Here is a 26077-nt window from a genome sequence, read left to right on the forward strand (position 1 = left end):
GAAGACAGCGCGAAGGGAGTACGGGGCGCGAGGGAAGGCGATTCAGCAGGACGGACGACACACGCAGCCCGCATAGCGGACGAGGTCCATATGGACTCTCCGCCACAGGCGCACATCGGTGTCGGTCATGATCTGGAGTACACCATGTGCGCCTGCGGCGGTCAATCGACGTCCGTGGTTCACCGGCGTCCGTGGTTCACCGTCAATCGACGTTCGTGGTCAATCGATGTCCGCGGTCCGGTCGGAACCTCGTCGGCGGGAGCCGCCGGCCGTCCGGCGCCTGCCCCCGGTTGTCTCCATGCCCGCCTCCCCCTTCCCGTGCCCTTTCCTGTCCCTGTTCCCGTCCGTGTTCTCGTCCCCGGGCTCCGCCTCCGCCTCGACGGGGCCGCCGCTGGCCGCGTCCGCCGCCGTGAGGAGTTCCCCGGGCCGGACCCCGTCGAACGCCGCCACCAGGTGCCCGTCCGGCCGCACCAGCAGCACCGTGTGGGCCGTCGCCCCCGGATAGCTCTCGGTCACCAGGAGTTCGGCCTTCACGGGCAGCGCGTCCACGGCCTCCACGAGCCGGGGCATGACGCCCGCCGTCAGCCAGTGCCGCCGGTCCCACACCCCGGTACCCGGCGCGACCAGGACCACCAACAGGTGTCCCCGGCCCAGCCGTTCGCGCAGCCGCACCGACATGCCGTCCGGTGCCGTCACCCGTACGTCGGTGACCGGCGCACCGGGGGGCGTACTCACGGGAGTGTGCGCCCCGGCGCGTTGAAGCGAAAGAGGGGAGTGCGTGTACGAGGGGGGCGCACCCAGCGGGCCGCAGCCCAGGTGACCGTCCGCGAGCAAGGTGTCGTACCCGCGCGCACTGCCCGGTACGAGCGTCCGCAGGCCCCCCCCGCCCCGCAGTATCGGCAGCGACTGGTCGGCGGCGCGCAGCCGGGAGGCGACCGCGGCACGCCGCTCCGCCTGGTAGCTGTCGAGGAGCAGTTCGGAGGCGCCCTGGTGCCAGGCCTGCGCCAGCTTCCAGGCGAGGTTCTCGGCGTCCCGGAGGCCCTCGTCCAGCCCCTGGGTGCCGAGCGCCCCCAGGAGGTGGGCGGCGTCCCCGGCAAGGAAGGCCCGCCCGGAACGCCATCGCCGGGCCAGCCGGTGGTGAAGCGTGTACACGCCGGTGTCGAGCAGTTCGTAGGGCGGGGTCTCGCCGCACCAGCCCGCGAGGGTGTCGCGGATCCGGGTGATCAGGGCGTCGGGGGTGACCAGTTCACCGCGCGGCGGAAGGAGCCAGTCGAGCCGCCAGACCCCGTCCGGCAGCGGGCGTGCCGTGACCTCGGCGCCTCCGGTACGCCATGGCGGGGAGCGGTGCAGCACGGCCTCGTCCGGCCAGGGCAGTTCGGCGCGGAGAGCGGCGACGGCGTGGCGTTCCACCGCCGTACGGCCCGGGAACCTGATGTCCAGGAGCTTGCGCACCGTGGACCGGGCGCCGTCGCAGCCCACCAGGTAGCTTCCGCGCCACCAGGTCGTACCCGGCCCCTTGGTGTGGGCGGTGACGCCGCGCGCGTCCTGTTCCAGCGTGTCGAGCCGGCTGAGGGGCACCAGGCGCACCAGCTCGCGGGTCGCGGCCGCGCCTCTCAGGCCTCGCGTCAGGGCGTGCTGGGGCAGGTGGACGGGCGACGGCAGCGGGACGGCGGCGTCCTCCTCGCCCAGCGGCACGGCCCGGACCAGCTGCTTGCGGCGGACCGACCGCCAGCCGGTCCAGCGCAGGCCCTCCTCGTACAGCGACGAGAAGCCGAGCCGTAGCACCAGGTCCGCGGTGTCCTCACGCAGGACGACGGTGCGGGCGGGGCGTGGTTCGTCCTTCCCCGGTCCCTCGTCGAGCACGACGGAGGGTACGCCCTGATCCGCGAGGGCGAGCGACAGCGCCAGGCCCACCGGGCCGGCACCGACGACGATCACCGGGTCCACGGCGAGACTCCTCGGTGTGGTGCGGCGGCGGGCAGGGAAGAGGAGGTCATCGAGGGTGCGGAGGACGAGACCGTCGAAGGTACGGAGGCGGATGCTCGGGGCGCGATCACAGAACGTATGCAACTCACTGCCGGTGCTTGCGTCAAGTGACAGCCGTGTCCCGGCGGTGGCGCGGGTGCTCCGGGGCGCGTGTCCACGCCGGTGCGGACCCCGCGCCCCGGCGGCGGATCCCGCGCCGGAGACGGACGGCGAGGGCGCGTCGTCCTCCCCGCGCCCCGCCCGCACGTGCCCCGCCCGCACATGCCGGAGGGGCCCCCGGCCGAAACCGGTGGGCCCGTCCGCCCGCGCCGGGGCGGTTCGCGACACAGCCGGCCGCGGATGCCCCTCACACCCGTGGGCTACTCCTTGGGAGCGTCCCCGCGCGGACCCGGCGTACCGTCGGGGGCGTCCAGGACACCCGGGGCCTCCGTGGGCTCCGCCGCCCCGGCCATCACGATGCCGGTCTTGGCGCGGCGGCCGCGCTTCTCGATCCAGGTGGCGAGCGCCGACAGCAGCAGGCACATCGCGACGTAGATGACGCCGATGACGACGATCGTCGAGACGTACGGGTACTGGCCGTTCACCAGGGTGTTGGACGCGATCAGGCGGGCGGTGTTCAGCAGCTCCGGGTACAGGATGATGTAACCGAGCGAGGTGTCCTTGAGGGTCACCACGAGCTGGCTGATGATCGTCGGCAGCATCGCCCGGACCGCCTGCGGCATCAGGACGCCGAGCATCACCTGGGTCTTGCTCATGCCCAGGGCGTACGCCGCCTCACTCTGGCCCTTGGGCACCGAGTTGATTCCGGCCCGCAGCACCTCGGCCTGGACACAGCCGTTGTAGACCGACAGGCCCGTGGCCAGCGCCCACATCGAGTAGTCGGTCAGGAAGCCGACCCAGATGGCGTAGATCGTGATCAGCAGCGGGATGGAGCGGAACAGCTCGATGAACCCGGTGGCCAGCCAGCGGACCGGCTTGTGGTCGGAGAGCCGGCCGACGGCGAGCACCACGCCGAGCACCAGGGAGCCGACCGCGGCCAGCCCGAACACCTTGAGGGTGGCGAGCACGCCGTCGGCGATGTTCTGCCGGATGCCCGTGTAGTTGAAGATGTCCCACATCTCGGGGGCGAGGTGCCCCTTGTCCGCCAGCCGCATCACACCGACGGCGAGGAGGGCGACGATCGCGAGGGACCCGACGACCGCGTAGACGCGGTTGCGGACGACGGCCTTGGGGCCCGGGGCGTCGTAGAGAACGCTGGCACTCATCGGGCGACCTCCATACGGCGCTCGAGCAGCCGGAACAGACCGCTGATGGCAAAGGTGACGACCAGGTAGCCGAGGGCCACCCAGATGAAGACGGGGACGATGTCGTAGCCCCTGTCACTCATCAGCTTCTGCCAGCCGAAGAGTTCGGTGACACTGAAGGCCCCGGCGATCGCGGAGTTCTTGGTGAGCGCGATGAAGATGCTGCTCAGCGGCGGGATGACGGTCCGGGTCGCCTGCGGGAGGATCACCATGCGCAGGGTCTGGGCGAACGTCATACCGATGGACCGCGCGGCCTCGGCCTGTCCCAGGGGGACGGTGTTGATGCCCGAACGGACGGCCTCGCACACGAAGGACGAGGTGTAGAGGCCGAGCGCGAGCGAGCCGAGCAGGAAGGGGCTCATACCGGGGAAGAGGATTTCCGGTACGACGAAGAAGAAGATCAGGAAGAGCAGGGTCAGCGGGGTGTTGCGCAGCAGGGTCACCCAGGCGGTGCCGAAGACTCGCAGCGGCGGTACGGGCGAGACCCGGAAGCCGGCGATGAGGACACCCAGGACCAGGGCGATGACCGAGCTGACGACGGTGATCGACACAGTTCCTATGAAGCCGTCGCGGAACTCTGGGAAGTTGTCGAGCAATACGTTCATGAGGTCTCCGCGTCGGCGGTCAGCGGCATCAGGGCAGGGGAAGGGGCGCCCCGTACGCGCGCCGTGCTCAGTGAGGGCGGTGTACGGGACGCCTCACCGGCACGCGCGGTGCCGGTGACGGGTCGTCGGTGACGAGACGGTCAGCGTCAGCGTCAGTACTTCTCGATGGCCGGCGGCTCGGTGTAGTCCGAACCGGACAGCCCCAGGGTCGCCTCGTAGATCTTCTTGTACGTGCCGTCCTGGACGTGGGTCTCCAGGGAGGCGTTGATGGCCTCACGGAGGACCTTGTCGTCCTTGTTCAGGCCGATGCCGTAGGGCTCCTCGGTGAACGGCTGGCCGACGACCTTGAGCTTGCCGGAGTTGGCGGCCGCGTAGCCCTTGAGGATCGAGTCGTCCGTGGTGACGGCGTCGACCTGCTTGGTGAGGAGCTGCTGCACGCAGTCCGAGTACTTGGCCAGCTCGACGACCGAGGCACCGTACTCGGGCTTCTTGATCTCCTGGAGCGGGGTGGAGCCCACGATCGAGCAGACCTTCTTGCCCTTCACCGCGTCCTTGCCGGTGATGGCCGTCTCGTCCTTGCGCACCAGCAGGTCGGCGCCCGCCTTGTAGTACGGGCCGGCGAAGCCGACCTGCTTCTTGCGCTCGTCGTTGATCGTGTACGTGCCGACGAGGTAGTCGACCTGGCCCTTGGCGATCGCCGTCTCACGGATGCCGGAGTCGACGGTCTTCCACTCGATCTGCTTGTCGGAGAAGCCGAGGTCCGCCGCGATCATCTTGGCGATCTCGATGTCGAAGCCGGAGCGCTCCTTGGTCGACTGGTCCTCGAAGCCCAGGTACGGCTGGTCGGCCTTGGCGCCGATGATCAGCTTGCCGCGCTTCTTGGCCGCCTTGAAGGCCGGCGAGTCGAGGTCGACACCGGTCGCCACGGTGTACTTCGGGAGTTCGGGAGCCTCGGACGTGCCGGGCTTGACACCCGACGGCTTGTCACCGGCGGAGCCGTCCTTGCCGCCGCAGGCGGTCGCGGTCAGGGCGAGTACGGCGATGGCCGCGACGGCGGCCGACTTGCGGAGCTTCATGGGAACAGTCCTCGTGTCGTGGGTCGTTGGTGGTGCTGACAGGCGTCCGGCCGCGCGGGCGGTCAGTGGTGAAGGATCTTCGACAGGAAGTCCTTGGCACGGTCGCTGCGCGGAGCGCTGAAGAACTGGTCGGGCGTGGCCTCTTCGACGATCTTTCCGTCCGCCATGAAGACGACCCGGTTGGCGGCCGAACGGGCGAAGCCCATCTCGTGGGTGACGACGACCATCGTCATCCCCTCCCGGGCCAACTGCTGCATGACCTCGAGCACTTCGTTGATCATCTCAGGGTCGAGCGCCGACGTGGGCTCGTCGAAGAGCATGACCTTGGGGTCCATCGCCAGAGCACGGGCGATGGCCACACGCTGCTGCTGGCCGCCGGAGAGCTGCGCCGGGTACTTGTCGGCCTGCACGCCGACGCCCACCCGGTCGAGCAGGGCCCGTGCCTTCTCCTCGGCGGCCTTCTTGTCCGCCTTGCGGACCTTGATCTGGCCCAGCATGACGTTCTCGAGCACCGTCTTGTGCGCGAAGAGATTGAACGACTGGAAGACCATGCCGACGTCGGCACGCAGCCTGGCCAGCTCCTTGCCCTCCTGGGGCAGCGGCTTGCCGTCGATCGTGATCGCGCCCGAGTCGATCGTCTCCAAGCGGTTGATCGTGCGGCACAGCGTGGACTTCCCGGACCCGGAGGGCCCGATGACGACGACGACCTCGCCACGGGCGATGGTCAGGTCGATGTCCTGGAGCACATGCAGCGCGCCGAAGTGCTTGTTGACGTTGCTCAGTACGACAAGGTCGTCCGCCACAGGCGCGGCATCCTCGGGGGCCTTGTTCACTGAAACTCCGCTCATCGGCTCTTGCTCCGTCCTCCTCGGTTAGGTAGGGACCCTAGTGACGCAGTGCGATCAGCGTCATTACATCTGAGCGGAAATTGAGCATAACGATCCGGCCTCAACCGGACACTCCGTGTGAACGGGGCGCAGCGGACCGCACGTCGGCGTACCGGGTGCATAACGGAAACCCGGTGGTAACGGGCAGGGTCTTGACGCGCGTACCCCTCATCGGCGTGGATGCCCTGTACACACCATCACGCATAGTTCCAACCGTCCGTGCACACGCGAGGCGGAGAGGAGGGCCATGAGGCTGCTGCTCGTCGAGGACGACGACCACGTCGCGGCGGCCCTGTCCGCCGTGCTCGCACGGCACGGATTCAAGGTCGTGCACGCGCGCAGCGGCGAGGAGGCCCTGCGGGCCCTGCTCCCCGCCGACCAGGAGCCCTTCGGGGTCGTCCTGCTCGACCTCGGGCTGCCCGACCAGGACGGCTACGAGGTGTGCGGGAAGATCCGCAAGCGCTCCACGACACCCGTGATCATGGTGACCGCCCGCGCCGACGTCCGCTCGCGGATCCACGGCCTCAACCTCGGCGCGGACGACTACGTCGTCAAGCCCTACGACACCGGCGAACTCCTCGCCCGGATCCACGCCGTCGCCCGGCGCAGGACGGCCGGCGAGGACACCGGCGCGACCCCGGCGGCCGCCCTGCTGCTCGGACCGGTCCGCATCGAGCTGCCCACCCGGAGGGTCAGCGTCGGCGACCAGGAGATCCAGCTCACCCGCAAGGAGTTCGACCTGCTCGCCCTGCTCGCGCAGCGCCCCGGGGTGGTCTTCCGCCGCGAACAGATCATCAGCGAGGTGTGGCGCACCAGCTGGGAGGGGACCGGGCGGACCCTGGAGGTGCACGTGGCGTCGCTCCGGTCCAAGCTGCGGCTGCCCGCCCTGATCGAGACCGTGCGGGGCGTCGGCTACCGACTCGTCACGCCGTCCCGCTGAGGCGTCCGGCACCGGTGCGTACCCGCCTGCTCCCGCTGCTCATCGTGCTGATGGCCGCCGTTCTGCTCGCCCTCGGCCTGCCGTTGGCCGACCGGGTCGCCGCCGCCGAGCAGCAGCGGGTCGTCATCGACCGGATCGACGACACGGCCCGGTTCGCCGCGCTCGCCCAGTTCGTGAGCGAGCCCCTCGCGGGCTCCGACGAACGGCAGCGCGTCCTGCAGACCGAGCTGGAGGCCTACGAGTCGGTGTACGGGATCAGGGTCGGGGTCTTCTACCGGGACGACCGGGCCCTCGCCAAGGCCCCCGCGGCATGGTTCCTGCCCGTCGAGGGGGAGGGGCGCGAGGCGTTCAAGGAGGCGCTGCTGGGGCGCCGCTCGCACGACCCGCCGCAGGTCTGGCCCTGGCAGGACGGCCGGGTCGTCGTCGCCTCACCGGTCGTACGGGACGGTGACGTGGTCGCCGTGGTGGTGACCGACTCGCCCACCGGTGAGATGCGCTCCCGGATCCTGCGCGGCTGGCTGCTCATCGCCCTCGGCGAGGCGGTCGCCATGCTGGTGGCGCTGGGGGCGGCGTTCCGGCTGGCCGGGTGGGTGCTCCTGCCCGTACGGATCCTGGACGCGGCCACCCACGACATCGCCAGCGGGCGGATGAGGTCGCGGGTCGCGGCGTCCGGTGGGCCCCCGGAACTGCGGCGGCTGGCCCGCTCGTTCAACGAGATGGCCGACAACGTCGAGGACGTCCTGGAGCAGCAGCGCGCCTTCGTCGCCGACGCCTCGCACCAGTTGCGCAACCCGCTGGCCGCCCTGCTGCTGCGGATCGAGCTCCTGGCCCTGGAACTGCCGGACGGCAACGAGGAGATCGCCTCCGTCCGTACGGAAGGCAAGCGCCTCGCCCGGGTCCTGGACGACCTGCTCGACCTGGCGCTGGCCGAGCACGCCGCGGCCGACCTCCAGCTCACCGACATCGCGGCACTCACCGCCGAACGCGTCTCCTCCTGGCGCCCGCTGGCCGACGAGAAGGGCGTACGGCTCACGCTGGACGGCTCGCCGGCCGTCACCGGGTGGGCCGATCCGGTGGCCCTCTCCAGCGCGCTGGACGCCGTCATCGACAACGCGCTGAAGTTCACGCCCCCCGGCGAGGAAGTCCGGGTCACCGCCGGGACCGACGGCGACGGCACGACGGTCGTCGTCGCCGACCGGGGGCCCGGACTGAGCGAACAGGAGCTGGAGCGCGTCGGCGACCGCTTCTGGCGCAGCGGCCGGCACCAGAACGTCCAGGGGTCCGGCCTCGGTCTGTCCATCTCGCGCACCCTGCTCACGGCGGGCGGCGGATCGATCGGCTACGGCGTGCACGAGCCGCACGGCCTGCGGGTCACGGTCACCGTGCCGCGCAACCCGCCGCACGTCTGACGGCCCCCGGGGCGCCCGCCCAGGACCGTCACCCTGGGGCCGGTCACCCGTCGTCCGTCACCCGGGACCCGAAGCCAGGGCCCGTCGCGCGGGCCCGCCGGGTCAGGGCTTCGCCGAGCGGTAGTAGCGCTTGGCCCCTTCGTGCAGCGGCAGCGGATCGGTGTAGATCGCTGTACGCAGGTCCACCAGCTGGGCCGCGTGCACCTCGCGCCCGATCCGGTCCCGGCTGTCGATCACGGTCCGGGTGAACGCCTCGGTCATCAGCGGATCCGTACGGTCCGTCGTGATCAGCAGGTTGGCCACCGCGACCGTCCGCACGGCCTGCCCCTGCTGCGCGTCCCGGTAGGCGTCCGCCGGCATCACGGCCGAGCGGTAGTGGCGGGTCGAGCCCCCGGCCGTCTGGAGCGTGTGGATGAGCGCGTCCTCCAGCGGCACCAGCCGGACGGCGAACTTCTTCGAGAGGTCCTCCAGCGCACCCGTCGGCAGCCCGCCGGACCAGAAGAAGGCGTCCAGCAGCCCGTCCGCGAGCCTCTGGGGCATCGTGTCGATACCCGCCTCGACCGGTGTGATCCCGTCCTGCGGGTCCACACCCGCCGCGGCCATCAGCCGGTCCGCGACGAGCGTCACCCCGGAGCCCTTCTGGCCCACGCCGACCCGCTTGCCCCGCAGATCGGCGACCTCCCGTACGTCGGAGTCCCGGGGGACCACCAACTGCACGTAGTCGTCGTACAGACGCACACACCCGCGCAGCCGCTCGCCCCCGGGCCTGCCGCTCTGGAGGTAGGTGGCCACGGCGTCGGCGGTGGCGATGGTGAAGTCGGCCTCGCCCGTCGCCACCCGTTCGATGTTCTGCTGCGAACCCTCGCTGGTCCGCAGCCGTATCGACACCTTCGGCATGTCCTTGGCCAGCGCGCCCTCCAACCGCTGCCCGTAGCGCTCGTAGACCCCGCTGCGCACCCCGGTGGAGAACGTGAGCGTCCCGCTCGGCTCCGGCTTCCCGAGCGGCAGCACCCACCACACCAGGAGGCCCAGGACGACGACGGCGGCCGCGCCCCCCTGAAAGGCGCGCCGACGGGCGAAACGGGACAGTGCGTGCGGCATGGCGCGATACTGCCAGGCCGGTCCCCGTCCTGGCCAGGCCCGATCCCGGGCGAAGGCTCCGGCGGCCGGGGGAGCCCCGCCACCGCCTACCCTTGTCCCATGAGCAGCGGCAACCGGAGCGAAGCAGTGGACGTCCAGAAGAGCTACGAGGTACGCACCTACGGGTGCCAGATGAACGTCCACGACTCCGAACGGCTGTCGGGCCTGCTGGAGGACGCCGGATACGTGCGCGCCCCGGAGGGCTCCGACGGGGACGCCGACGTCGTCGTCTTCAACACCTGTGCCGTGCGCGAGAACGCCGACAACAAGCTCTACGGCAACCTCGGCCGCCTCGCCCCGATGAAGACCAGGCGCCCCGGGATGCAGATCGCCGTCGGCGGGTGCCTGGCCCAGAAGGACCGCGACACCATCGTCGCCCGTGCCCCCTGGGTGGACGTCGTCTTCGGTACGCACAACATCGGCAAGCTGCCGGTGCTCCTGGAGCGCGCCCGGGTCCAGGAGGAGGCCCAGGTGGAGATCGCGGAGTCCCTGGAGGCCTTTCCCTCCACGCTGCCCACCCGCCGCGAGTCCGCGTACGCCGCCTGGGTGTCGATCTCGGTGGGCTGCAACAACACCTGCACCTTCTGTATCGTCCCCGCCCTGCGCGGCAAGGAGAAGGACCGCCGCACCGGCGACATCCTCGCCGAGATCGAGGCGCTCGTCGCCGAGGGCGTCAGCGAGATCACCCTCCTCGGGCAGAACGTGAACGCCTACGGCTCCGACATCGGCGACCGCGAGGCCTTCTCGAAGCTGCTGCGCGCCTGCGGCACGATCGACGGACTGGAGCGCGTCCGCTTCACCTCGCCCCACCCGCGCGACTTCACCGACGACGTGATCGCGGCGATGGCCGAGACCCCCAACGTCATGCCCCAGCTCCACATGCCGATGCAGTCCGGCTCGGACCGCGTCCTGAAGGCCATGCGCCGCTCCTACCGCCAGGAGCGCTTCCTCGGGATCATCGAGAAGGTGCGGACGGCCATGCCGGACGCGGCTCTCTCCACCGACATCATCGTCGGCTTCCCCGGGGAGACCGAGGAGGACTTCGAGCAGACCATGCACGCCGTGCGCGAGGCCCGGTTCGCCAACGCCTTCACCTTCCAGTACTCCAAGCGCCCCGGGACACCGGCCGCCGACATGGAGGACCAGATCCCCAAGGAGGTCGTCCAGGAGCGCTACATGCGGCTGTCCGCCCTCCAGGAGGCGATCTCCTGGGAGGAGAACAAGAAGCAGGTCGGCCGCACCCTGGACGTCATGGTCGCCGAGGGCGAGGGTCGCAAGGACGGCGCCACCCACCGGCTCTCCGGCCGCGCCCCGGACAACCGCCTGGTCCACTTCACCAAGCCGGACCAGGACGTGCGCCCCGGCGACGTGGTGACCGTCGAGGTCACCTACGCCGCCCCGCACCACCTGCTCGCGGAGGGTGCGCCGCTGGGCGTGCGGCGCACCCGGTCGGGGGACGCCTGGGAGAAGCGCACCGCGGCGGCCCCCGAGCCGGCCGGAGTGATGCTGGGCATCCCCGGCGTCGGCGTCCCGGCCCCGCTGCCCGAGGCGGCCGTCCCGGGGTGCGGCCTCGGCTGACCCCCTGGGGCGGTGCCGTCCGGGAAGCGGCGGCGCCGTCCATGGGCGGCGGCGGGGCCGTTTCCGGGTGCCTGCGGTGCTGTCCCGGGTGGCCGCCTCCCGCGCACCCTCGCGCAGTACGCTGACCGGCATGCTCGTCGCCGCCGCCGTCTGTCCCTGTCCGCCGCTCCTGGTGCCCGAGGTGGCCGCCGGAGCCGCGCCCGAACTCGATGCCGCGAGGGCCGCGTGCGCCGACGCCGTGGGCGTGCTCGCCGCCGCACGGCCCGACCTGCTGATCGTGGCGGGCCCCGCGGGCCCGGACCACCTCGGGCCCTTCCCGGCGGGCTCGCCGGGCTCCTTCGCAGGGTTCGGCGTGGGGCTCACGGTCCGGCTCGGACCGGCCCCCGCCCCGTCCCCGGCCCCAGCTCGCCCGCTCCCCGCCTCCCTCGCCGTCGGCGCCTGGCTGCTGGAGCACGCCCGCTGGTCCGGCGCGCCGGTGGAAGGGTTCGGAGTCGCCGAACGGCTGGAGCCGGACCGCTGCGTCCGGGCCGGACGGGAACTCGCGGCGCGGGCGGAGCGGGTGGCCATGCTGGTGATGGGCGACGGAAGCGCCTGCCGCACGGTCAAGGCGCCCGGCTACCTCGACGAACGGGCGGCGGACTTCGACGCGGAGGCCGCCCGCGCCCTGGGTGCCGCTGACCTCGCCGCGCTGAGGGCGCTGGACGAGTCGCTCGCACACGAACTGTCGGTCGCCGGACGGGCCCCCTGGCAGGTCCTCGCGGGCGCGGCGGAGGGTGCGGGCCTGGGCGGACAACCGCTGTACGAGGACGCCCCGTACGGCGTGGGCTACGTCGTCGCCTCCTGGTCCTGACGGTCCCGCTCCGTCCCGACCGCCCCACTCCGCCCTGGTCGCACGGAGAACACAGGGAACACAGGGATCCGGCCGCGCAGGCGCGGTCCCGGACATGGCCGAGGGCCGTGGGGCAACGGCTCCACGGCCCTCGGCCCACCCGGCGCCCGGATCAGGCGGCGGGCGGTGGCGTCGGCGGCGTGCCGCCCTCGTTCTTCTGGCCGAGGCGGTCGACCGCGTCCTTGGCCTTCTGCGTACCCGACACGATCTTGTCGCTGTACTTGCCCTTGGTGCGCTCGTCGACCGTGCGGGCGGCCTTGTCGAGACCCTGGTCGATCTTGTCCCCGTGCTGCTGCGCGAGGTCGCCGACCTTCTCCTTGGCCGGGGCCAGCTTGGCCTTCAGGTTGTCCAGGAAACCCATGGGGTCACCTTCCGTGCTGGGGGACTGTGACCTCGATTTTACCCGGGTGAGGGCGATCGCGCGTGGTCCCGGGGGCGTCCGGCCGCGCACGGCGTCCCGGGTGTCACCCCCCGGTCCGGGGCGTCTTGAAATTTGAGACACTGTCTCGGTGAGAAGACAGGCTCCCACTCCTCGTGTCATCACCGTCGTCGGCCCCACCGCGGCCGGGAAGTCCGATCTCGGGGTGTTCCTCGCCCAGCGGCTCGGCGGTGAGGTGGTCAACGCGGACTCCATGCAGCTCTACCGGGGGATGGACATCGGTACGGCGAAGCTGACGCCCGCCGAGCGCGGAGGGATCCCCCACCACCTCCTGGACGTGTGGGACGTCACCGACACGGCCAGCGTCGCCGAGTACCAGCGGCTCGCGCGCGCTGAGATCGACCGGCTGCTGGCCGCGGGCCGCGTCCCCGTCCTGGTGGGCGGCTCCGGGCTCTACGTGAAGGGCGCCATCGACGCCCTGGAGTTCCCGGGGACCGACCCGGAGGTACGCGCCCGGCTGGAGGAGGAGCTGGCCCGGAACGGCTCCGGCGCGCTGCACGCCCGGCTGGCCGACGCGGACCCACAGGCGGCTCGGGCCATCCTGGCCGGAAACGGCCGCCGTATCGTCCGCGCCCTGGAGGTCATCGAGATCACGGGCAAGCCCTTCACGGCCAACCTCCCGGGCGACGAGGCCGTCTACGACGCCGTACAGATCGGGGTGGACGTCGAACGCCCGGAGCTGGACGCCCGGATCACCGCCCGGGTGGACCGGATGTGGGAGGCGGGCCTGGTGGACGAGGTGCGCCACCTGGAAACCCTCGGGCTGCGGGAGGGACGCACGGCCTCCCGGGCGCTCGGCTACCAGCAGGTGCTGGCCGCGCTCGCCGGTGAGTGCACCGAACAGGAGGCGCGCGCCGAAACCGTGCGCGCCACCAAACGCTTCGCGCGCCGTCAGGACTCGTGGTTCCGGCGCGACGCGCGCGTGCGGTGGCTGAGCGGGGCCGAGGCGCGGCGCCGGGAACTCCCGGGGCTCGCGCTGGCGTTGGTCGAACGGGCGGTCACAGCCTGATCACGTGATGGCATCGGGACGCTCCGACCGTCATTTCGGCCGTCGCGAGCGTGCCATCATCGAGCATCGATCGACCAGTGGAGTCAGAGTGGGGAGGGCGCGTGGCGATGGCGGCCGGCCCTCGTGACACCGACCAGGAAGCACCGGACACGCGGCACGAGGCGGGACGCCTCAGCCCCGACGGGCCTGACGGCCTCGACGGCCCTGACGGGCTCGACGGACCCGATGTGACCCCCGAGGCGGAGGTCGAGGTCGAGCTCCGTCCGGCCCGGCGCCTGCGGATCTGGCAGCTCGCGCCCATCGTGGTCCTGGCGGCGCTCGGCTCCCTGATGTTCGCCTTCCCCCTCGCCTTCGAGTTCGGCGACGGCGGGCCCGTCGTCGCCATGCTCGGACTGCTGATCAGCGGTTGCGCGGCCGGCTGGGGCATGATGGCGGCCCGCCGGGTGGGCCACACCTGGCCCGGCCTGCCGGCCAGGGGATCGGCCGAACGCCCGGACTGGCGCGTCGTCGGCCTCTACGCCGCCGTCTGCGCCGTACTGGTCGCGCTCGCCGTCTGGCGCGTCGCCCGCCTGGGCTGAGACACCGCCTGGACCCGACCCGTCCAGGGCCCGGACCGGGCCGCGGACTGTCGGCGCCGCCTCGTACAGTGGGAGTGTGAGCACCTCCCAGATCGCCTTCCTCAAGGGCCACGGCACCGAGAACGACTTCGTGATCGTTCCCGACCCGGACAACGCCGTGGACCTGCCCGCCTCCGTCGTCGCCCGGCTCTGCGACCGGCGGGCCGGCATCGGCGGTGACGGACTGCTGCACGTCGTGCGCTCCGCCGCGCACCCCGACGCCCGCTCCATGGCCGGACAGGCCGAGTGGTTCATGGACTACCGCAACGCCGACGGCTCGGTCGCCGAGATGTGCGGCAACGGCGTGCGCGTCTTCGCCCGCTACCTGCGGCACGCCGGCCTCGCCGCGGAGGGGGACCTGGCCGTCGCGACCCGAGGGGGCGTCAAGCGGGTCCGCCTCGACGGGGACGGCTCCGTCACCGTCTCCATGGGACGCGCCCAACTCCCCGGAAGCGACGTGCGGGTCACCGTCGGCGACCGCGGCTGGGACGCCCGCAACGTGAACATGGGCAATCCGCACGCCGTCGCGTTCGTCGAGGACCTGGCACACGCCGGTGACCTGCTCTTGGCCCCGTCGTTCACCCCGGCCTCCGTCTACCCGGACGGCGTCAACGTCGAGTTCGTCGTGGACCGCGGACCTGGCCACCTCGCGATGCGCGTGCACGAGCGCGGATCCGGCGAGACCCGCTCCTGCGGCACGGGTGCCTGCGCTGTGGCCGTCGCCGCCGCCCGCCGGGACGGGACGGACCCGGCCGTGACGGGGACCCCCGCCACGTACACCGTGGACCTGCCCGGCGGCACGCTGGTCGTCACCGAATTCCCGGACGGCGGCGTCGAGATGACGGGCCCCGCCGTGATCGTCGCCGAGGGTGTGGTCGACGTGGACCTGCTCGAAACGGTGATCGGGTAGAGCTTCGCTCGAATGGGTGATCCGTTTCACGCTGAGCGAGAGCCGGACTGCGCCACGTGGTGGGCTCGGTAGCATCAAGCACCGGCCCCGAGCGGCGTCCGCCCCTCCTCACCGCCGGTCGACGCTGCCGGAGGTCCCCCCATGAGCGCAGAGGCCACCGATCCAGGTGCTCACGCACGCAAGCGCGGTCGTCCACGGATCGACCTGCGCCGGCTGGGCCGTGTCGCCCTGCTCGGTCCGGTGGCCCGCGACCGGCTGCCCGACGCCATCGGGCACGTGGCGGAGGCCCACCGCGCGCACCACCCGGACGCCGACCTCACCGTCCTGCGCAGGGCCTACGTCCTCGCCGAGTCCTCCCACCGCGGCCAGATGCGCAAGAGCGGCGAGCCGTACATCACCCATCCGCTCGCCGTCACCCTGATCCTCGCCGAACTCGGCGCAGGGACGACGACGCTGACGGCCTCTCTGCTCCACGACACCGTGGAGGACACCGAGGTGACGCTCGATCAGGTACGCGAGCAGTTTGGCGACGAGGTCTGCTACCTGGTGGACGGGGTCACCAAGCTGGAGAAGGTCGACTACGGCGCCGCCGCCGAACCCGAGACCTTCCGCAAGATGCTCGTCGCCACGGGCAACGACGTACGGGTCATGTCGATCAAACTGGCCGACCGGCTGCACAACATGCGCACCCTCGGGGTCATGCGGCCGGAGAAGCAGGCCAGGATCGCCAAGGTCACCCGGGACGTCCTCATCCCCCTCGCCGAACGCCTCGGCGTACAGGCCCTCAAGACGGAGCTGGAGGACCTGGTCTTCGCCATCCTCCACCCCGAGGAGTACGCGGGCACCCGGGCGCTGATCGCCGCGGCGGACGGCGGCCAGGACCCGCTCGCGGAGATCGCCGAGAGCGTGCGGGCGACCCTGCGTGAGGCCGGTATCAGCGCCGACGTCCTCATCAGGCCCCGCCACTTCGTCTCCGTGCACCGGGTCCGGAGCAAACGCGGCGCACTGCGGGGCACCGACTTCGGACGGCTGCTGGTGCTGGTCTCCGAGGACGCCGACTGCTACGCGGTCCTGGGGGAGCTGCACACCTGCTTCACCCCGGTCGTCTCCGAGTTCAAGGACTTCATCGCGGCGCCGAAGTTCAACCTGTACCAGTCGCTGCACACGGCGGTCGTCGGTCCCGAGGGCGCGGTCGCCGAAGTGCTCATCCGTACCCACCGGATGCACAAGGTCGCCGAGGCGGGCGTGGTCGCCCTGGGCAACCCCTATGTGCAGGACGGCACCACCGCGGCCCAGCACGACGAACCCGTGGACGGCGAGCGGGCCGACCCGACCCGGCCCGGCTGGCTCTCCCGGCTCCTCCAGTGGCAGGAGTCCGCGACCGACCCGGACACGTTCTGGACCACCCTGCGCGACGACCTCGCCCAGGACCGGGAGATCACCGTCTTCGGCCCCGAGGGCGGCACGCTCGGGCTGCCCGCCGGCGCGAGCTGTGTCGACGCCGCGTACGCCCGGTACGGCGACGCGGCGCACGGCTGTATAGGGGCGCGCGTCAACGGGCGTCTGGCCACCCTGAGCACCGTCCTGACCGACGGCGACACGGTCCAGCTGCTCCTCGCCCAGGACGCCTCCTCCGGGCCCTCCCCGGAGTGGCTGGACCACGCCCGTACGCCCGCCGCGAGGATCGCGATCGCCGGGTGGCTCGAAGCCCACCCCGACGCGGCCCCGGGGAACCCCAAGAGCCGGCCCGCACCGCCCCGGGCCCAGGACCGCTCCGACGACTCCGTGCCCGGCTCCGCCAGGAGGGGTGACCGCGACACCGGTGTGACCGTGGACGTCCCGGGGGCGCCGGTCCGGCTCGCCGGCTGCTGCACCCCCGTCCCGCCCGACGACATCATCGGTTTCACCGTGCGCGGCGGAGCCGTCACCGTGCACCGCCGGGAATGCCCCGCCACCACCCGGATGCGGGCGGTGGGCCGGCCCGCCGTCGGCGCCCGCTGGCACGACACCGGGGAGTGGGGCGGGCCCGCCGACCACCGGGTCACCCTCGTCGCCGAGTCCTTCGGACGTCCCCGGCTGCTCGCCGACCTCACCGAGGCCATCGCGGCCGCCGACGCGGCCATCGTGTCGGCCACCGTGGAACCGCCGAGCGAGCAGCGTGTCCGGCACACCTACACCCTCCAGCTCCCCGACGCGGCCGGGCTCCCCGCGCTGATGCGGGCGATGCGCGCCGTACCGGGCGTCTACGACGTCAGCCGCGCCCAGCAGCCCGCCGCCGCCCGCTGACCCCCGCCCCGCGACGGGACCCGGCGACCCCGTTCGGGTGGTGCGGCGCGCGCCACCCCCACCCGGGGTGTTTCCGCTGGTAGCGGTAGTCCATGCCGCATACCTCCCGCCGACTGCGTGCCGCGCTGCTGGTCACCGCGTCGGCCGCCCTCGTCGCCGCGACCCTGCCCGCCCCCGAACCGCTCGGCATCGGTGACCGCCTCTTCCCCCACCTCGGCAACCCCGGGTACGACGTCCTCGCGTACGACATCTCGCTCACCTACCGAGGGAAGAACACCGAACCCCTCGACGCCGTCACCACCATCGACGCGCGGACCACGCACTCCCTGGAGCGCGTCAACCTCGACTTCGCCGTGGGGACCGTCGAGGCCGTCGAGGTCGACGGACGCGCCGCCGAGTTCGCCACCCGGGACGAGGACCTCGTCATCCGGCCACCGGACCGCCTCCCCGCCGGTGTGCCCGTCCGCATCACCGTCCGGCACACCAGCGACCCCTCCGGGGACCCGTCCCGCGGCGGGTGGGTGCGCACCGCGGACGGCCTCGCGATGGCCAACCAGGCGGACGCCGCCCACCGCGTCTTCCCCGGCAACGACCACCCGGCGGACAAGGCCTACTTCACCTTCCGGGTCACCGCCCCGAACGGCCTCACGGTGGTGGCGGGCGGTCTGCCGGCGGGGCGGCGGCAGCACGGGGCCACGACCACCTGGACCTACCGCACCGCCCACCCGATGGCCACCGAACTGGCCCAGGTGTCCATCGGCCGCTCCACCGTCCAGCACCGCACGGGCCCCCACGGGCTGCCGGTCCGCGACGTGGTGCCCTCGGCCGACCGCGACACCCTGGAACCCTGGCTGGACAAGACCCCGAAGCACCTGGCCTGGATGGAGGAGCAGGTCGGCCCGTACCCGTTCGAGACGTACGGACTGCTGGTGGCCGACACCGAGACCGGCTTCGAGCTGGAGACCCAGACTCTCTCGCTCTTCGAACGGTCCCTGTTCACCGAGCCCGCCCACCCCGCCTGGTACGTCGAATCGGTCATGGTGCACGAGCTCGCCCACCAGTGGTTCGGCGACAGCGTCTCGCCCCGGGTCTGGTCCGACCTCTGGCTCAACGAGGGACACGCCACCTGGTACGAGGCCCGGTACGCCGAGGAGCACGCCGACAAGCCGCTCGAACAACGCATGCGGGAGGCCTACACCCACTCCGACGCCTGGCGCGCCGCGGGCGGACCGCCCGCCCACCCCGACGCGCCCTCACCGGACCACAAGATCAGCCTGTTCCGGCCGGTGGTCTACGACGGCAGCGCCCTGGTCCTGTACGCCCTGCGGCAGGAGATCGGCACGGACGCCTTCGACCGCCTGGAGCGCACCTGGGTGCGGGAACACCGGGACCGCTCGGCGACCACCGCGGACTTCACCCGGCTCGCCGCACGGATCGCCGGACGGGACCTGACGGCGTTCTTCGACGGCTGGCTCTTCGGCGAGAAGACACCCCCCATGCCGGGGCACCCCGACTGGCGCAGCGCGAAGCCCCGTACCACCGCGGGGCCGCGGGGCGCCGTACCCGCCCCGAAACCCGGGTGACGGGCCCATCGGGGGCATGCCACTATCGACACGTCGGCACGGCGACGTCCCGCGGGATCCCGGTCCATGGGAATCTTCCGGCGGCGTCACACGTTGTGACCGATGTAACGACTTCCATCGACGTAAGGATCCAATGACCTCCTCTTCCTCCCTTCCCCAGGACGCGCAGGACGCGCAGAGCGCCACGGACACCGCGTCCGAAAGCCTCACCGAGAGCCTTCGGGCCGACGCCCTGATGGAAGAGGACGTCGCCTGGAGCCACGAGATCGACACCGAGCGGGACGGCGAACAGCTCGACCGCTCGGAGCGCGCGGCACTGCGCCGTGTGTCCGGGCTCTCCACCGAGCTCGAGGACGTCACCGAGGTCGAGTACCGCCAGCTGCGCCTGGAGCGCGTGGTGCTGGTCGGTGTCTGGACCTCCGGCACGGTGACCGACGCGCAGAACTCCCTCGCCGAGCTGGCCGCCCTGGCCGAGACGGCCGGCGCGATGGTGCTCGACGCCGTCTACCAGCGGCGCGACAAGCCGGACCCGGCCACCTACATCGGCTCGGGCAAGGCGCTGGAGCTGCGGGACATCGTCCTCGAATCGGGGGCGGACACCGTCGTCTGCGACGGTGAGCTGAGCCCCGGCCAGCTGATCCACCTCGAAGACGTCGTCAAGGTCAAGGTGGTCGACAGGACCGCGCTGATCCTCGACATCTTCGCCCAGCACGCCAAGTCCCGTGAGGGCAAGGCGCAGGTCTCGCTGGCGCAGATGCAGTACATGCTGCCGAGGCTGCGCGGCTGGGGCCAGTCCCTCTCCCGGCAGATGGGCGGCGGCGGATCCAGCGGCGGTGGCGGCATGGCCACGCGTGGTCCCGGTGAGACCAAGATCGAGACCGACCGGCGCCGCATCCGCGAGAAGATGGCGAAGATGCGCCGCGAGATCGCGGAGATGAAGACCGGCCGCGAGATCAAGCGCCAGGAGCGCAGGCGCAACAAGGTGCCCTCGGTGGCGATCGCCGGATACACCAACGCGGGCAAGTCCTCCTTGCTCAACCGGCTCACCGGCGCGGGCGTGCTGGTGGAGAACGCGCTGTTCGCCACCCTCGACCCGACCGTGCGCCGGGCCGAGACCCCGAGCGGCCGCCTCTACACGCTGGCCGACACCGTCGGGTTCGTGCGCCACCTTCCGCACCACCTCGTCGAGGCGTTCCGCTCCACGATGGAGGAGGTCGGCGAGTCCGACCTGATCCTGCACGTGGTGGACGGCGCCCATCCGGTGCCGGAGGAGCAGCTCGCCGCCGTGCGTGAGGTGATCCGGGACGTCGGCGCCGTCGACGTACCCGAGATCGTCGTGATCAACAAGGCGGACGCGGCCGACCCCCTGGTGCTCCAGAGGCTGCTGCGCAACGAGAAGCACGCGATCGCCGTGTCGGCGCGTACGGGTGCCGGGATCGACGAGCTGCTCGCGCTCATCGACACCGAACTGCCCCGCCCGTCCGTCGAGATCGAGGCACTCGTGCCCTTCACCCAGGGCGCGCTCGTCTCCCGGGTGCACGCCGAGGGCGAGGTGGTCTCCGAGGAGCACACCCCGGAGGGCACCCTGCTCAAGGCCCGGGTCCACGAGGAACTGGCCGCGGAGCTCTCGACGTTCGTGCCCGCGGTCCACTAGGGACGTACGCACGGCCGTGACACGCCGGAGGCCCGGCCCCCCTCCACGAGGGGGGCCGGGCCTCCGGCCTGTGCGGGGTGCGCGGGACTCAGCGGTCGGCGTACTTCTTGCTGGCCGCCTCGTAGATCCCCTTGGCCTCCGTGCCGAGGCGCGGTCCGGCCAGCCAGCCCGCCCGCACCGGACCGATGGAGGTGTTGGAGACCAGCGCGGGCTCGCCGTCCCGGCCCTTCGCGACCCAGCCGCCGCCGGAGGAGCCGCCGGTCATCGTGCAGCCGATGCGGTACATCGTCGGCTGGTCCTCGAAGACCGAGAGACGTCCCGGCGTGTCGGCGCACTGGAACGCCTTCTGGCCGTCGTACGGCGGAGCCGCCGGGTAGCCGGTCGCCGTCATGCCGTCGATCTTCCCGGTCGCCGGGGCGTCGAAGTCGACCGGCAGGGCGGAACCGACCGTCTCCTCCAGCGACTTGCCCGTCGAGCCCTTCTCCGGAGTGACCTGGAGGACCGCGAAGTCGTACGGGGCGCCCTGCCCGCCGGTCGACGCGCCCTCGGAGATCCACTCGTCCGAGGTCTGCGCCCACTGGCCCCACCACACGCCGTACGGGGCGATCTGCTCCTTGGACGCGTTGTCCAGCTCGGCGGCCGGCATGGCGCTGTCGTTGTAGGACGGGACGAAGGCGATGTTGCGGTACCAGCCGCCCTTCTTGCCCGCGTGCACGCAGTGGCCCGCGGTCCACACCATGTTGGACTTGCCCGGGTGCGCCGGGTCCCGCACCACGGTCGCCGAACAGACCATCGGTCCCTCGGGGCCGTCGAAGAGCAGCTTCCCGGACGCCGGGGCGCTGTCGTGGTACGGCGTCGGCAGGCTCGTGGCCTCGACCGGGGCGGGTGTCGGGTCACTCACGCCCTCGTCGCCCGAGATGTCGTCGTCGACCGGGTTCTCCGGGGGCTTCTCCGCCTCACGCATCCGGTCCGGGTCCCACAGACCCTCGATGATCGGGTTGACGTAGTCCTTGGCCTCACGCAGCCATGTCTCGCGGTCCCAGTTCTTCCACTCGCCGTCGCGCCACTTGTCGACGTCGATCCCGTGCTCCTTGAGGCGGTCCTTCAGGTCCTCCGGAATCGTGATCTTGCCGTCGGACTGCCCGGCGGCGGCGTCGCTCGCCTTGTCGCCCGGACCGTCCTCGTCCGGTCCGCAGGCGGTGACCGTGAGCGTCAGGACGGCGGCGAGCGCCGTCACGGCGAGGGCGGGACGGCGTACGCTCCTCCCGCGGCGTGCGGTGTCGGTCGGGCGCATGGGTCGCATCTGGTGATCCCCCTGGGACTTCGTCACTGACGTCGGTACGGCACTGCCTTCGGTACTGCGCCGCGGAGTCGCCCGGCGCGCGCGGCGCGGACACCCGGTGCCCCGCCCCGTACGCCGAGCCGGAGCGCCGGCTCCCCTCGCGTGCGGCCCCCACTATGCCGGTGCCGTCGGGGACGGTGCGCGGCAGGGCCGCGGTTCCGCGGCCGCGAGGATCTCGCGCCGGAGCCGTGATCCCCGGTGCCCCGCGTCGTTGGTACACACGAGGGACGCCCGTACAGCGTTCACCGGCGGACTCCGCCTGTCGAGCGCCGTGCCGAGGTGCGACGTGACCGTGACAGCGGGAGGACCGAAGAGCCGTGGCCGTGACCGAACCAGCTCCGGCGGCAGCCACCGCCGCCCACGAGGGAATCCTGCGGCGCCAGGCACAGCGCGAGTCGGCCGCCCGCACCTACGCGCGCTCGCTGCCGATCGTGCCGGTGCGGGCCAGGGGCATGACCATCGAGGGCGCGGACGGGCGGCGCTATCTGGACTGCCTGTCCGGCGCGGGCACCCTGGCCCTCGGGCACAACCACCCGGTGGTGCTGGAGGCCATCAGGAAGGTCATCGACTCCGGTGCCCCGCTGCACGTCCTCGATCTCGCCACCCCGGTCAAGGACGCCTTCACGACGGAGCTGTTCGCCACCCTGCCCCGCGAACTGGCGGACGACGCCCGGGTCCAGTTCTGCGGGCCGGCCGGGACGGACGCCGTCGAAGCCGCGTTCAAGCTGGTGCGGGCCGCGACCGGCCGCGACGGACTGCTGGCGTTCACCGGCGCCTACCACGGGATGACGGCCGGGGCGCTGGCCGCCTCCGGAGGCGCCACCGACGTGCGGGTGACACGGCTGCCCTTCCCGCAGACCTACCGCTGCCCCTTCGGCACCGGTGGCGAACGCGGCGCGGAGATCGCCGCCCGCTGGACCGAGCACCTCCTGGACGACCCCAAGGGCGGGGTGCCCGCACCCGGCGCGATGATCGTGGAACCGGTCCAGGGGGAGGGCGGCGTCAACCCGGCGCCCGACAGCTGGCTCCGCCGGATGCGTGACATCACCCGGGACCGTTCCATCGCCCTGATCGCGGACGAGGTACAGACCGGGGTCGGCCGCACCGGCGCGTTCTGGGCGGTCGAACACAGCGGTGTCGTCCCCGACGTGATGGTGCTGTCCAAAGCCATCGGGGGCTCGCTGCCCCTCGCGGTGATCGTCTACCGCTCCGGGCTCGACCTCTGGCAGCCGGGCGCCCACGCCGGGACCTTCCGCGGCAACCAGCTCGCCATGGCGGCCGGGTCCGCCACGCTCGCCTACGTCCGGGAGAACCGCCTCGCCGAGCGCGCCGGGACGCTCGGCGCGCGCATGATCGCCCAGCTCCAGGCGCTCGCCGCGGACCACCCCAGCATCGGCGACGTCCGGGGCCGCGGTCTGATGATCGGGATCGAACTCGTCGACCCGGAGGCCGCGCCGGCCGACGTCACCGCGGAGAACGGCTGTGCCCCGCCCCCGGATCCCGCGCTCGCCGCCGCGGTCCAGCGGGAATGTCTGCGCCGAGGCCTTATCGTCGAACTCGGCGGACGCCACAGCGCCGTGGTCCGACTGCTCCCTCCCCTCACGCTCACCGACGAACAGGCAACGGCGGTCGTGGACCGCCTCGCTGACGCGCTGAGAGCAGCGGAGCGCTCGTCGCATCGTCGGACCGCCGCCGGCCGACCCGCTGACCCCGGATCCCTCACAAGGAAGACGCCGTGAACCCCACCCCCGCACCCCAGGCCGACGGCCCTCTCACCAGCCAGCAGCGAGGAGCGGAGCTGCCGGACAGCGACGTCGCCGTGGAACCGGCGACGGTACCTCGTCAGAAGTCCGGGGCCGGCGCGACACCGCGCACCCCGGCGGGCATCGACGCCGGACCGGTCCGACCGGTCACCCCCGCGCAGCCGTCCGGCGAACCGGACGCGCTGGACCACCCCGACCCCTCCCGCGCCGCCGACAGCGCGGGCACCGAGAGCCTGTTGCGCTGCTGGATCCGGGAGAACGACCTGCCCCGGCCCGAGGACGGCCTCATGCGCATCCCGCTGCCCGCCAGCGGCACCGCCCTGCTCGTCCCGGTCGGCCACTGGTCGGCGACCGGCTGGCACCGCCTGGGCACCCCCGCCCTGGAGAGCGCCCCGGCGGGCGCCCCGGGCGTCGACGCCGTCACCGTGGCCGCCCTCCTCGGGCGCGAGAGCGACCGGAACACCGGGACGGACCTGGTGGCCCGGGTCGCCGACTCGGTACGGCAGACCGCCGTCTTCCTCGCGGATCGGCGCCGGCAGCCCGCCGCCGACCCCGGAGCCGACCTCTTCCTCACCGCGGAGCAGGCCCTCGTCCTCGGCCACCCCCTGCACCCCACGCCCAAGAGCCGCGAGGGCCTCTCCGAGTCCGAAACCCTGCTCTACTCACCCGAGTTGCGCGGCTCCTTCCCGCTCCACTGGATGGCCGTGGACCGGTCGATCCTGGCCACCGAGTCGTCCTGGACCCAGGACGGACGGCCGGTCGGCGCCGAAGAACTCCTCGCGTCCCACACCGAGGGACTGCGCCTGCCCGACGGCACCGCCGCCCTGCCCCTCCACCCCTGGCAGGCGGCCGAACTCACCCGCCGCCCGGACGTCGTGGCCCTGCTGGACAAGGGCCTCCTGCACGACCTCGGCCCGTACGGCGACCGCTGGCACCCCACCTCCTCCGTACGCACCGTGCACCGCCCCGGCGCCGGGGTCATGCTCAAGCTGTCCCTGGGCGTCCGCATCACCAACTCCCGCCGGGAGAACCTCCGCAAGGAGCTGCGCAGGGGAGTGGAGGTGCACCGGCTGCTGGAGACCGGGCTGGCCCGGCAGTGGCACCAGGCGTACCCCGGCTTCGACATCGTCCGCGATCCCGCCTGGCTCGCCGCCGACACACCGGACGGCGCCCCCGTGCGCGGGCTCGACGTGATGCTCCGTCACAATCCGTTCGCCACCACCGACGACGCCGTGTGCATCGCCGGCCTCACCGCGCCACGCCCCTGGCCCGGCCACCCCGGCACGCACTCCCGGCTGGCGGACGTCGTCTCGTCGCTCGCCACACGCACCGGCCGCACCGTCCAGGCGGTCGGCGTGGAGTGGTTCCTGCGCTACCTCGACCAGGTCATCCGCCCCGTAATCTGGTTGGATGCCATGGCAGGCGTCGCCCTCGAAGCACACCAGCAGAACACGCTCGTACTCCTCGACGCGGACGGCTGGCCGGCCGGCGGCAGGTACCGCGACAACCAGGGGTATTACTTCCGTGAGTCCCACCGGGCCGCGCTGGAGCACCGGCTCCCGGGCATCGGCGCCGTCAGCGACACCTTCGTCACCGACTCCGTCACCGACGAACGGCTCGCCTACTACCTCGGCATCAACAACGTGTTCGGGCTCATCGGGGCGTTCGGCTCCCAGCGCCTGGCCGACGAACAGGTGCTCCTCGCCGCGTTCCGCGGATTCCTGGAGGAGGCCGCCGCACTCGGCTCGTCCCTGCCCGGATACCTGCTCGGCACCACCCAACTGCGGTGCAAGGCCAACATGATGACCCGGCTGCACGGGCTCGACGAACTCGTCGGTCCGGTCGACACCCAGTCCGTCTACGTCTCCATCACCAACCCCCTCCGCGCCTGAGGCCCCCGGGCGACCCCCACGAGAGGAGAGCGTCACGGTGCACCAGGCCGATGCGCACACCGACGCCGCGGCCGGGGCGGAACCGGCCGACGGACCGGGAGCCGAAGACACCCTGGAACTACGGCTCACCGAGGAACTGCTCGCCGTCCTCGGGGACGAGCCGCAGCAGGCCGGCACGCGCCGTGACGCCTCCGACCTGGTCGGCGACCCCGCGTCCTGGCGCCCTGCCGCCACACCCGCCGGGGAGTTCCGGCTCGTCCCCGTGGAGCTGACCCGCGACCTCGGGGTCCTCACCCGCTGGATGAACGATCCGGCGGTGGCGGCCTTCTGGGAGCTGGCCGGACCCGAGTCCACCACCGCCGACCACCTGCGGCGCCAACTGGACGGAGACGGCCGCAGCGTGCCCTGCCTCGGCGTGCTGGACGGCCGGCCGATGAGCTACTGGGAGATCTACCGCGCGGACCTGGACCCGCTGGCGCGCCACTACCCGGCCCGCCCCCACGACATCGGCCTCCACCTCCTCGTCGGAGGCGTCACCAACCGGGGCCGGGGCATCGGCACCCTGCTGCTGAAGGCCGTCGCCGATCTCGTACTCGACAACCACCCGCGCTGCGCCCGGGTCGTCGCGGAGCCCGACCTGCGCAACACCCCCTCCGTCGCAGCCTTCCTCGGCGCCGGGTTCCGCTTCTCCGCAGAGGTCGAACTGCCCGACAAACGAGCCGCCCTGATGATCAGAGAGCGAGCCCACCGTGCACAGCTGTGACCAGC

General features: G+C 72.2%; 22 protein-coding genes. 13 read left to right on the plus strand and 9 right to left on the minus strand.

Translation table 11 applies throughout. From position 1 onward, the window contains the following. Positions 1–42: 42 nt before the first annotated feature. The 6 genes from B9S64_RS35560 to B9S64_RS24785 all read right to left on the minus strand — a co-directional run bounded on the left by B9S64_RS35560 (position 43) and on the right by B9S64_RS24785 (position 5819). Entirely contained in the window at positions 43–129 is an 87-nt protein-coding gene (locus B9S64_RS35560; RefSeq protein ID WP_311605579.1) for a putative leader peptide, read from the minus strand. Between the two features lie 90 nt (positions 130–219). Next, positions 220–1947: an FAD-dependent monooxygenase gene (locus B9S64_RS24765; RefSeq protein WP_258037907.1), complete on the minus strand. Its 1728-nt coding sequence runs from the start codon at positions 1945–1947 to the stop codon at positions 220–222. A gap of 398 nt (positions 1948–2345) precedes the next feature. After that, positions 2346–3251 (minus strand): amino acid ABC transporter permease, encoded by a 906-nt coding sequence (locus B9S64_RS24770; protein WP_103491920.1) that lies wholly within the window; start codon positions 3249–3251, stop codon positions 2346–2348. Next, a complete protein-coding gene (locus B9S64_RS24775) occupies positions 3248–3895 on the minus strand; it encodes an amino acid ABC transporter permease (protein ID WP_014048721.1) in 648 nt (215 codons plus the stop codon). The genes B9S64_RS24770 and B9S64_RS24775 overlap by 4 nt, the downstream gene beginning before the upstream one ends. Before the next feature lie 152 nt (positions 3896–4047). Beyond that, a complete protein-coding gene (locus tag B9S64_RS24780; protein ID WP_103491921.1) occupies positions 4048–4971 on the minus strand; it encodes a glutamate ABC transporter substrate-binding protein in 924 nt (307 codons plus the stop codon). 62 nt (positions 4972–5033) lie between these two features. Further along, positions 5034–5819: an amino acid ABC transporter ATP-binding protein gene (locus B9S64_RS24785; RefSeq protein WP_103491922.1), complete on the minus strand. Its 786-nt coding sequence runs from the start codon at positions 5817–5819 to the stop codon at positions 5034–5036. 286 nt (positions 5820–6105) lie between these two features. Here B9S64_RS24785 and B9S64_RS24790 point away from each other — a divergent pair, with 286 nt between their 5' ends. Both B9S64_RS24790 and B9S64_RS24795 read left to right on the plus strand, forming a co-directional pair. Then, positions 6106–6798: a response regulator transcription factor gene (locus B9S64_RS24790; RefSeq protein ID WP_103491923.1), complete on the plus strand. Its 693-nt coding sequence runs from the start codon at positions 6106–6108 to the stop codon at positions 6796–6798. A 14-nt stretch (positions 6799–6812) separates the two neighbouring features. Next, positions 6813–8207 (plus strand): HAMP domain-containing sensor histidine kinase, encoded by a 1395-nt coding sequence (locus tag B9S64_RS24795; RefSeq protein WP_028443703.1) that lies wholly within the window; start codon positions 6813–6815, stop codon positions 8205–8207. Between the two features lie 102 nt (positions 8208–8309). Here the strand turns inward: B9S64_RS24795 and B9S64_RS24800 are convergent, their stop codons facing one another. Beyond that, entirely contained in the window at positions 8310–9308 is a 999-nt protein-coding gene (locus tag B9S64_RS24800; RefSeq protein WP_037879912.1) for a TAXI family TRAP transporter solute-binding subunit, read from the minus strand. A gap of 99 nt (positions 9309–9407) precedes the next feature. On the opposite strand from B9S64_RS24800, the gene miaB reads away from it, so the two are divergent. Beyond that, positions 9408–10925, plus strand: a complete 1518-nt coding sequence (gene miaB / locus B9S64_RS24805; protein ID WP_103491924.1) for a tRNA (N6-isopentenyl adenosine(37)-C2)-methylthiotransferase MiaB — start codon at positions 9408–9410, stop codon at positions 10923–10925. Positions 10926–11055: 130 nt separating this feature from the next. Further along, the gene (locus B9S64_RS24810; protein WP_103491947.1) at positions 11056–11775 is read left to right on the plus strand and encodes a hypothetical protein; all 720 of its coding nucleotides are present in this window, start codon (positions 11056–11058) and stop codon (positions 11773–11775) included. A 151-nt stretch (positions 11776–11926) separates the two neighbouring features. On the opposite strand, the gene B9S64_RS24815 is transcribed toward B9S64_RS24810, so the two are convergent. Continuing rightward, positions 11927–12175, minus strand: a complete 249-nt coding sequence (locus B9S64_RS24815; RefSeq protein ID WP_103491925.1) for an antitoxin — start codon at positions 12173–12175, stop codon at positions 11927–11929. Between the two features lie 148 nt (positions 12176–12323). Between B9S64_RS24815 and miaA the strand changes: the two genes are divergently transcribed. From miaA to hflX, 6 genes are all read left to right on the plus strand, one after another. Continuing rightward, on the plus strand, positions 12324–13262 hold the full coding sequence (miaA, locus tag B9S64_RS24820) for a tRNA (adenosine(37)-N6)-dimethylallyltransferase MiaA (protein WP_103491926.1): 939 nt from the start codon (positions 12324–12326) through the stop codon (positions 13260–13262). Between the two features lie 107 nt (positions 13263–13369). Beyond that, complete coding sequence (locus tag B9S64_RS24825; protein WP_103491927.1) at positions 13370–13840, plus strand: hypothetical protein; 471 nt, start codon at positions 13370–13372, stop codon at positions 13838–13840. A gap of 76 nt (positions 13841–13916) precedes the next feature. Then, entirely contained in the window at positions 13917–14789 is an 873-nt protein-coding gene (dapF, locus tag B9S64_RS24830; protein WP_103491928.1) for a diaminopimelate epimerase, read from the plus strand. Between the two features lie 141 nt (positions 14790–14930). Further along, on the plus strand, positions 14931–17075 hold the full coding sequence (locus tag B9S64_RS24835; protein ID WP_103491929.1) for a bifunctional (p)ppGpp synthetase/guanosine-3',5'-bis(diphosphate) 3'-pyrophosphohydrolase: 2145 nt from the start codon (positions 14931–14933) through the stop codon (positions 17073–17075). Between the two features lie 92 nt (positions 17076–17167). After that, a complete protein-coding gene (locus tag B9S64_RS24840; protein WP_103491930.1) occupies positions 17168–18658 on the plus strand; it encodes a M1 family metallopeptidase in 1491 nt (496 codons plus the stop codon). Between the two features lie 133 nt (positions 18659–18791). Further along, positions 18792–20312, plus strand: coding sequence for a GTPase HflX (hflX, locus tag B9S64_RS24845; protein ID WP_103491931.1), 1521 nt, complete (start codon positions 18792–18794; stop codon positions 20310–20312). Between the two features lie 88 nt (positions 20313–20400). On the opposite strand, the gene B9S64_RS24850 is transcribed toward hflX, so the two are convergent. Beyond that, positions 20401–21615: a serine protease gene (locus B9S64_RS24850; protein WP_103491932.1), complete on the minus strand. Its 1215-nt coding sequence runs from the start codon at positions 21613–21615 to the stop codon at positions 20401–20403. Positions 21616–21971: 356 nt separating this feature from the next. Here B9S64_RS24850 and B9S64_RS24855 point away from each other — a divergent pair, with 356 nt between their 5' ends. From B9S64_RS24855 to B9S64_RS24865, 3 genes are read left to right on the plus strand one after another with little or no spacing between them, the layout of a single operon-like run. Beyond that, positions 21972–23393: a diaminobutyrate--2-oxoglutarate transaminase family protein gene (locus B9S64_RS24855; RefSeq protein ID WP_103491933.1), complete on the plus strand. Its 1422-nt coding sequence runs from the start codon at positions 21972–21974 to the stop codon at positions 23391–23393. Next, a complete protein-coding gene (locus B9S64_RS24860) occupies positions 23390–25309 on the plus strand; it encodes an IucA/IucC family siderophore biosynthesis protein (RefSeq protein ID WP_103491934.1) in 1920 nt (639 codons plus the stop codon). The genes B9S64_RS24855 and B9S64_RS24860 overlap by 4 nt, the downstream gene beginning before the upstream one ends. Before the next feature lie 37 nt (positions 25310–25346). After that, positions 25347–26072 (plus strand): GNAT family N-acetyltransferase, encoded by a 726-nt coding sequence (locus tag B9S64_RS24865; protein WP_103491935.1) that lies wholly within the window; start codon positions 25347–25349, stop codon positions 26070–26072. Positions 26073–26077: the final 5 nt, after the last annotated feature.

Source organism: Streptomyces sp. SM18 (assembly GCF_002910775.2).
Taxonomy (GTDB): Bacteria; Actinomycetota; Actinomycetes; order Streptomycetales; family Streptomycetaceae; genus Streptomyces; species Streptomyces halstedii.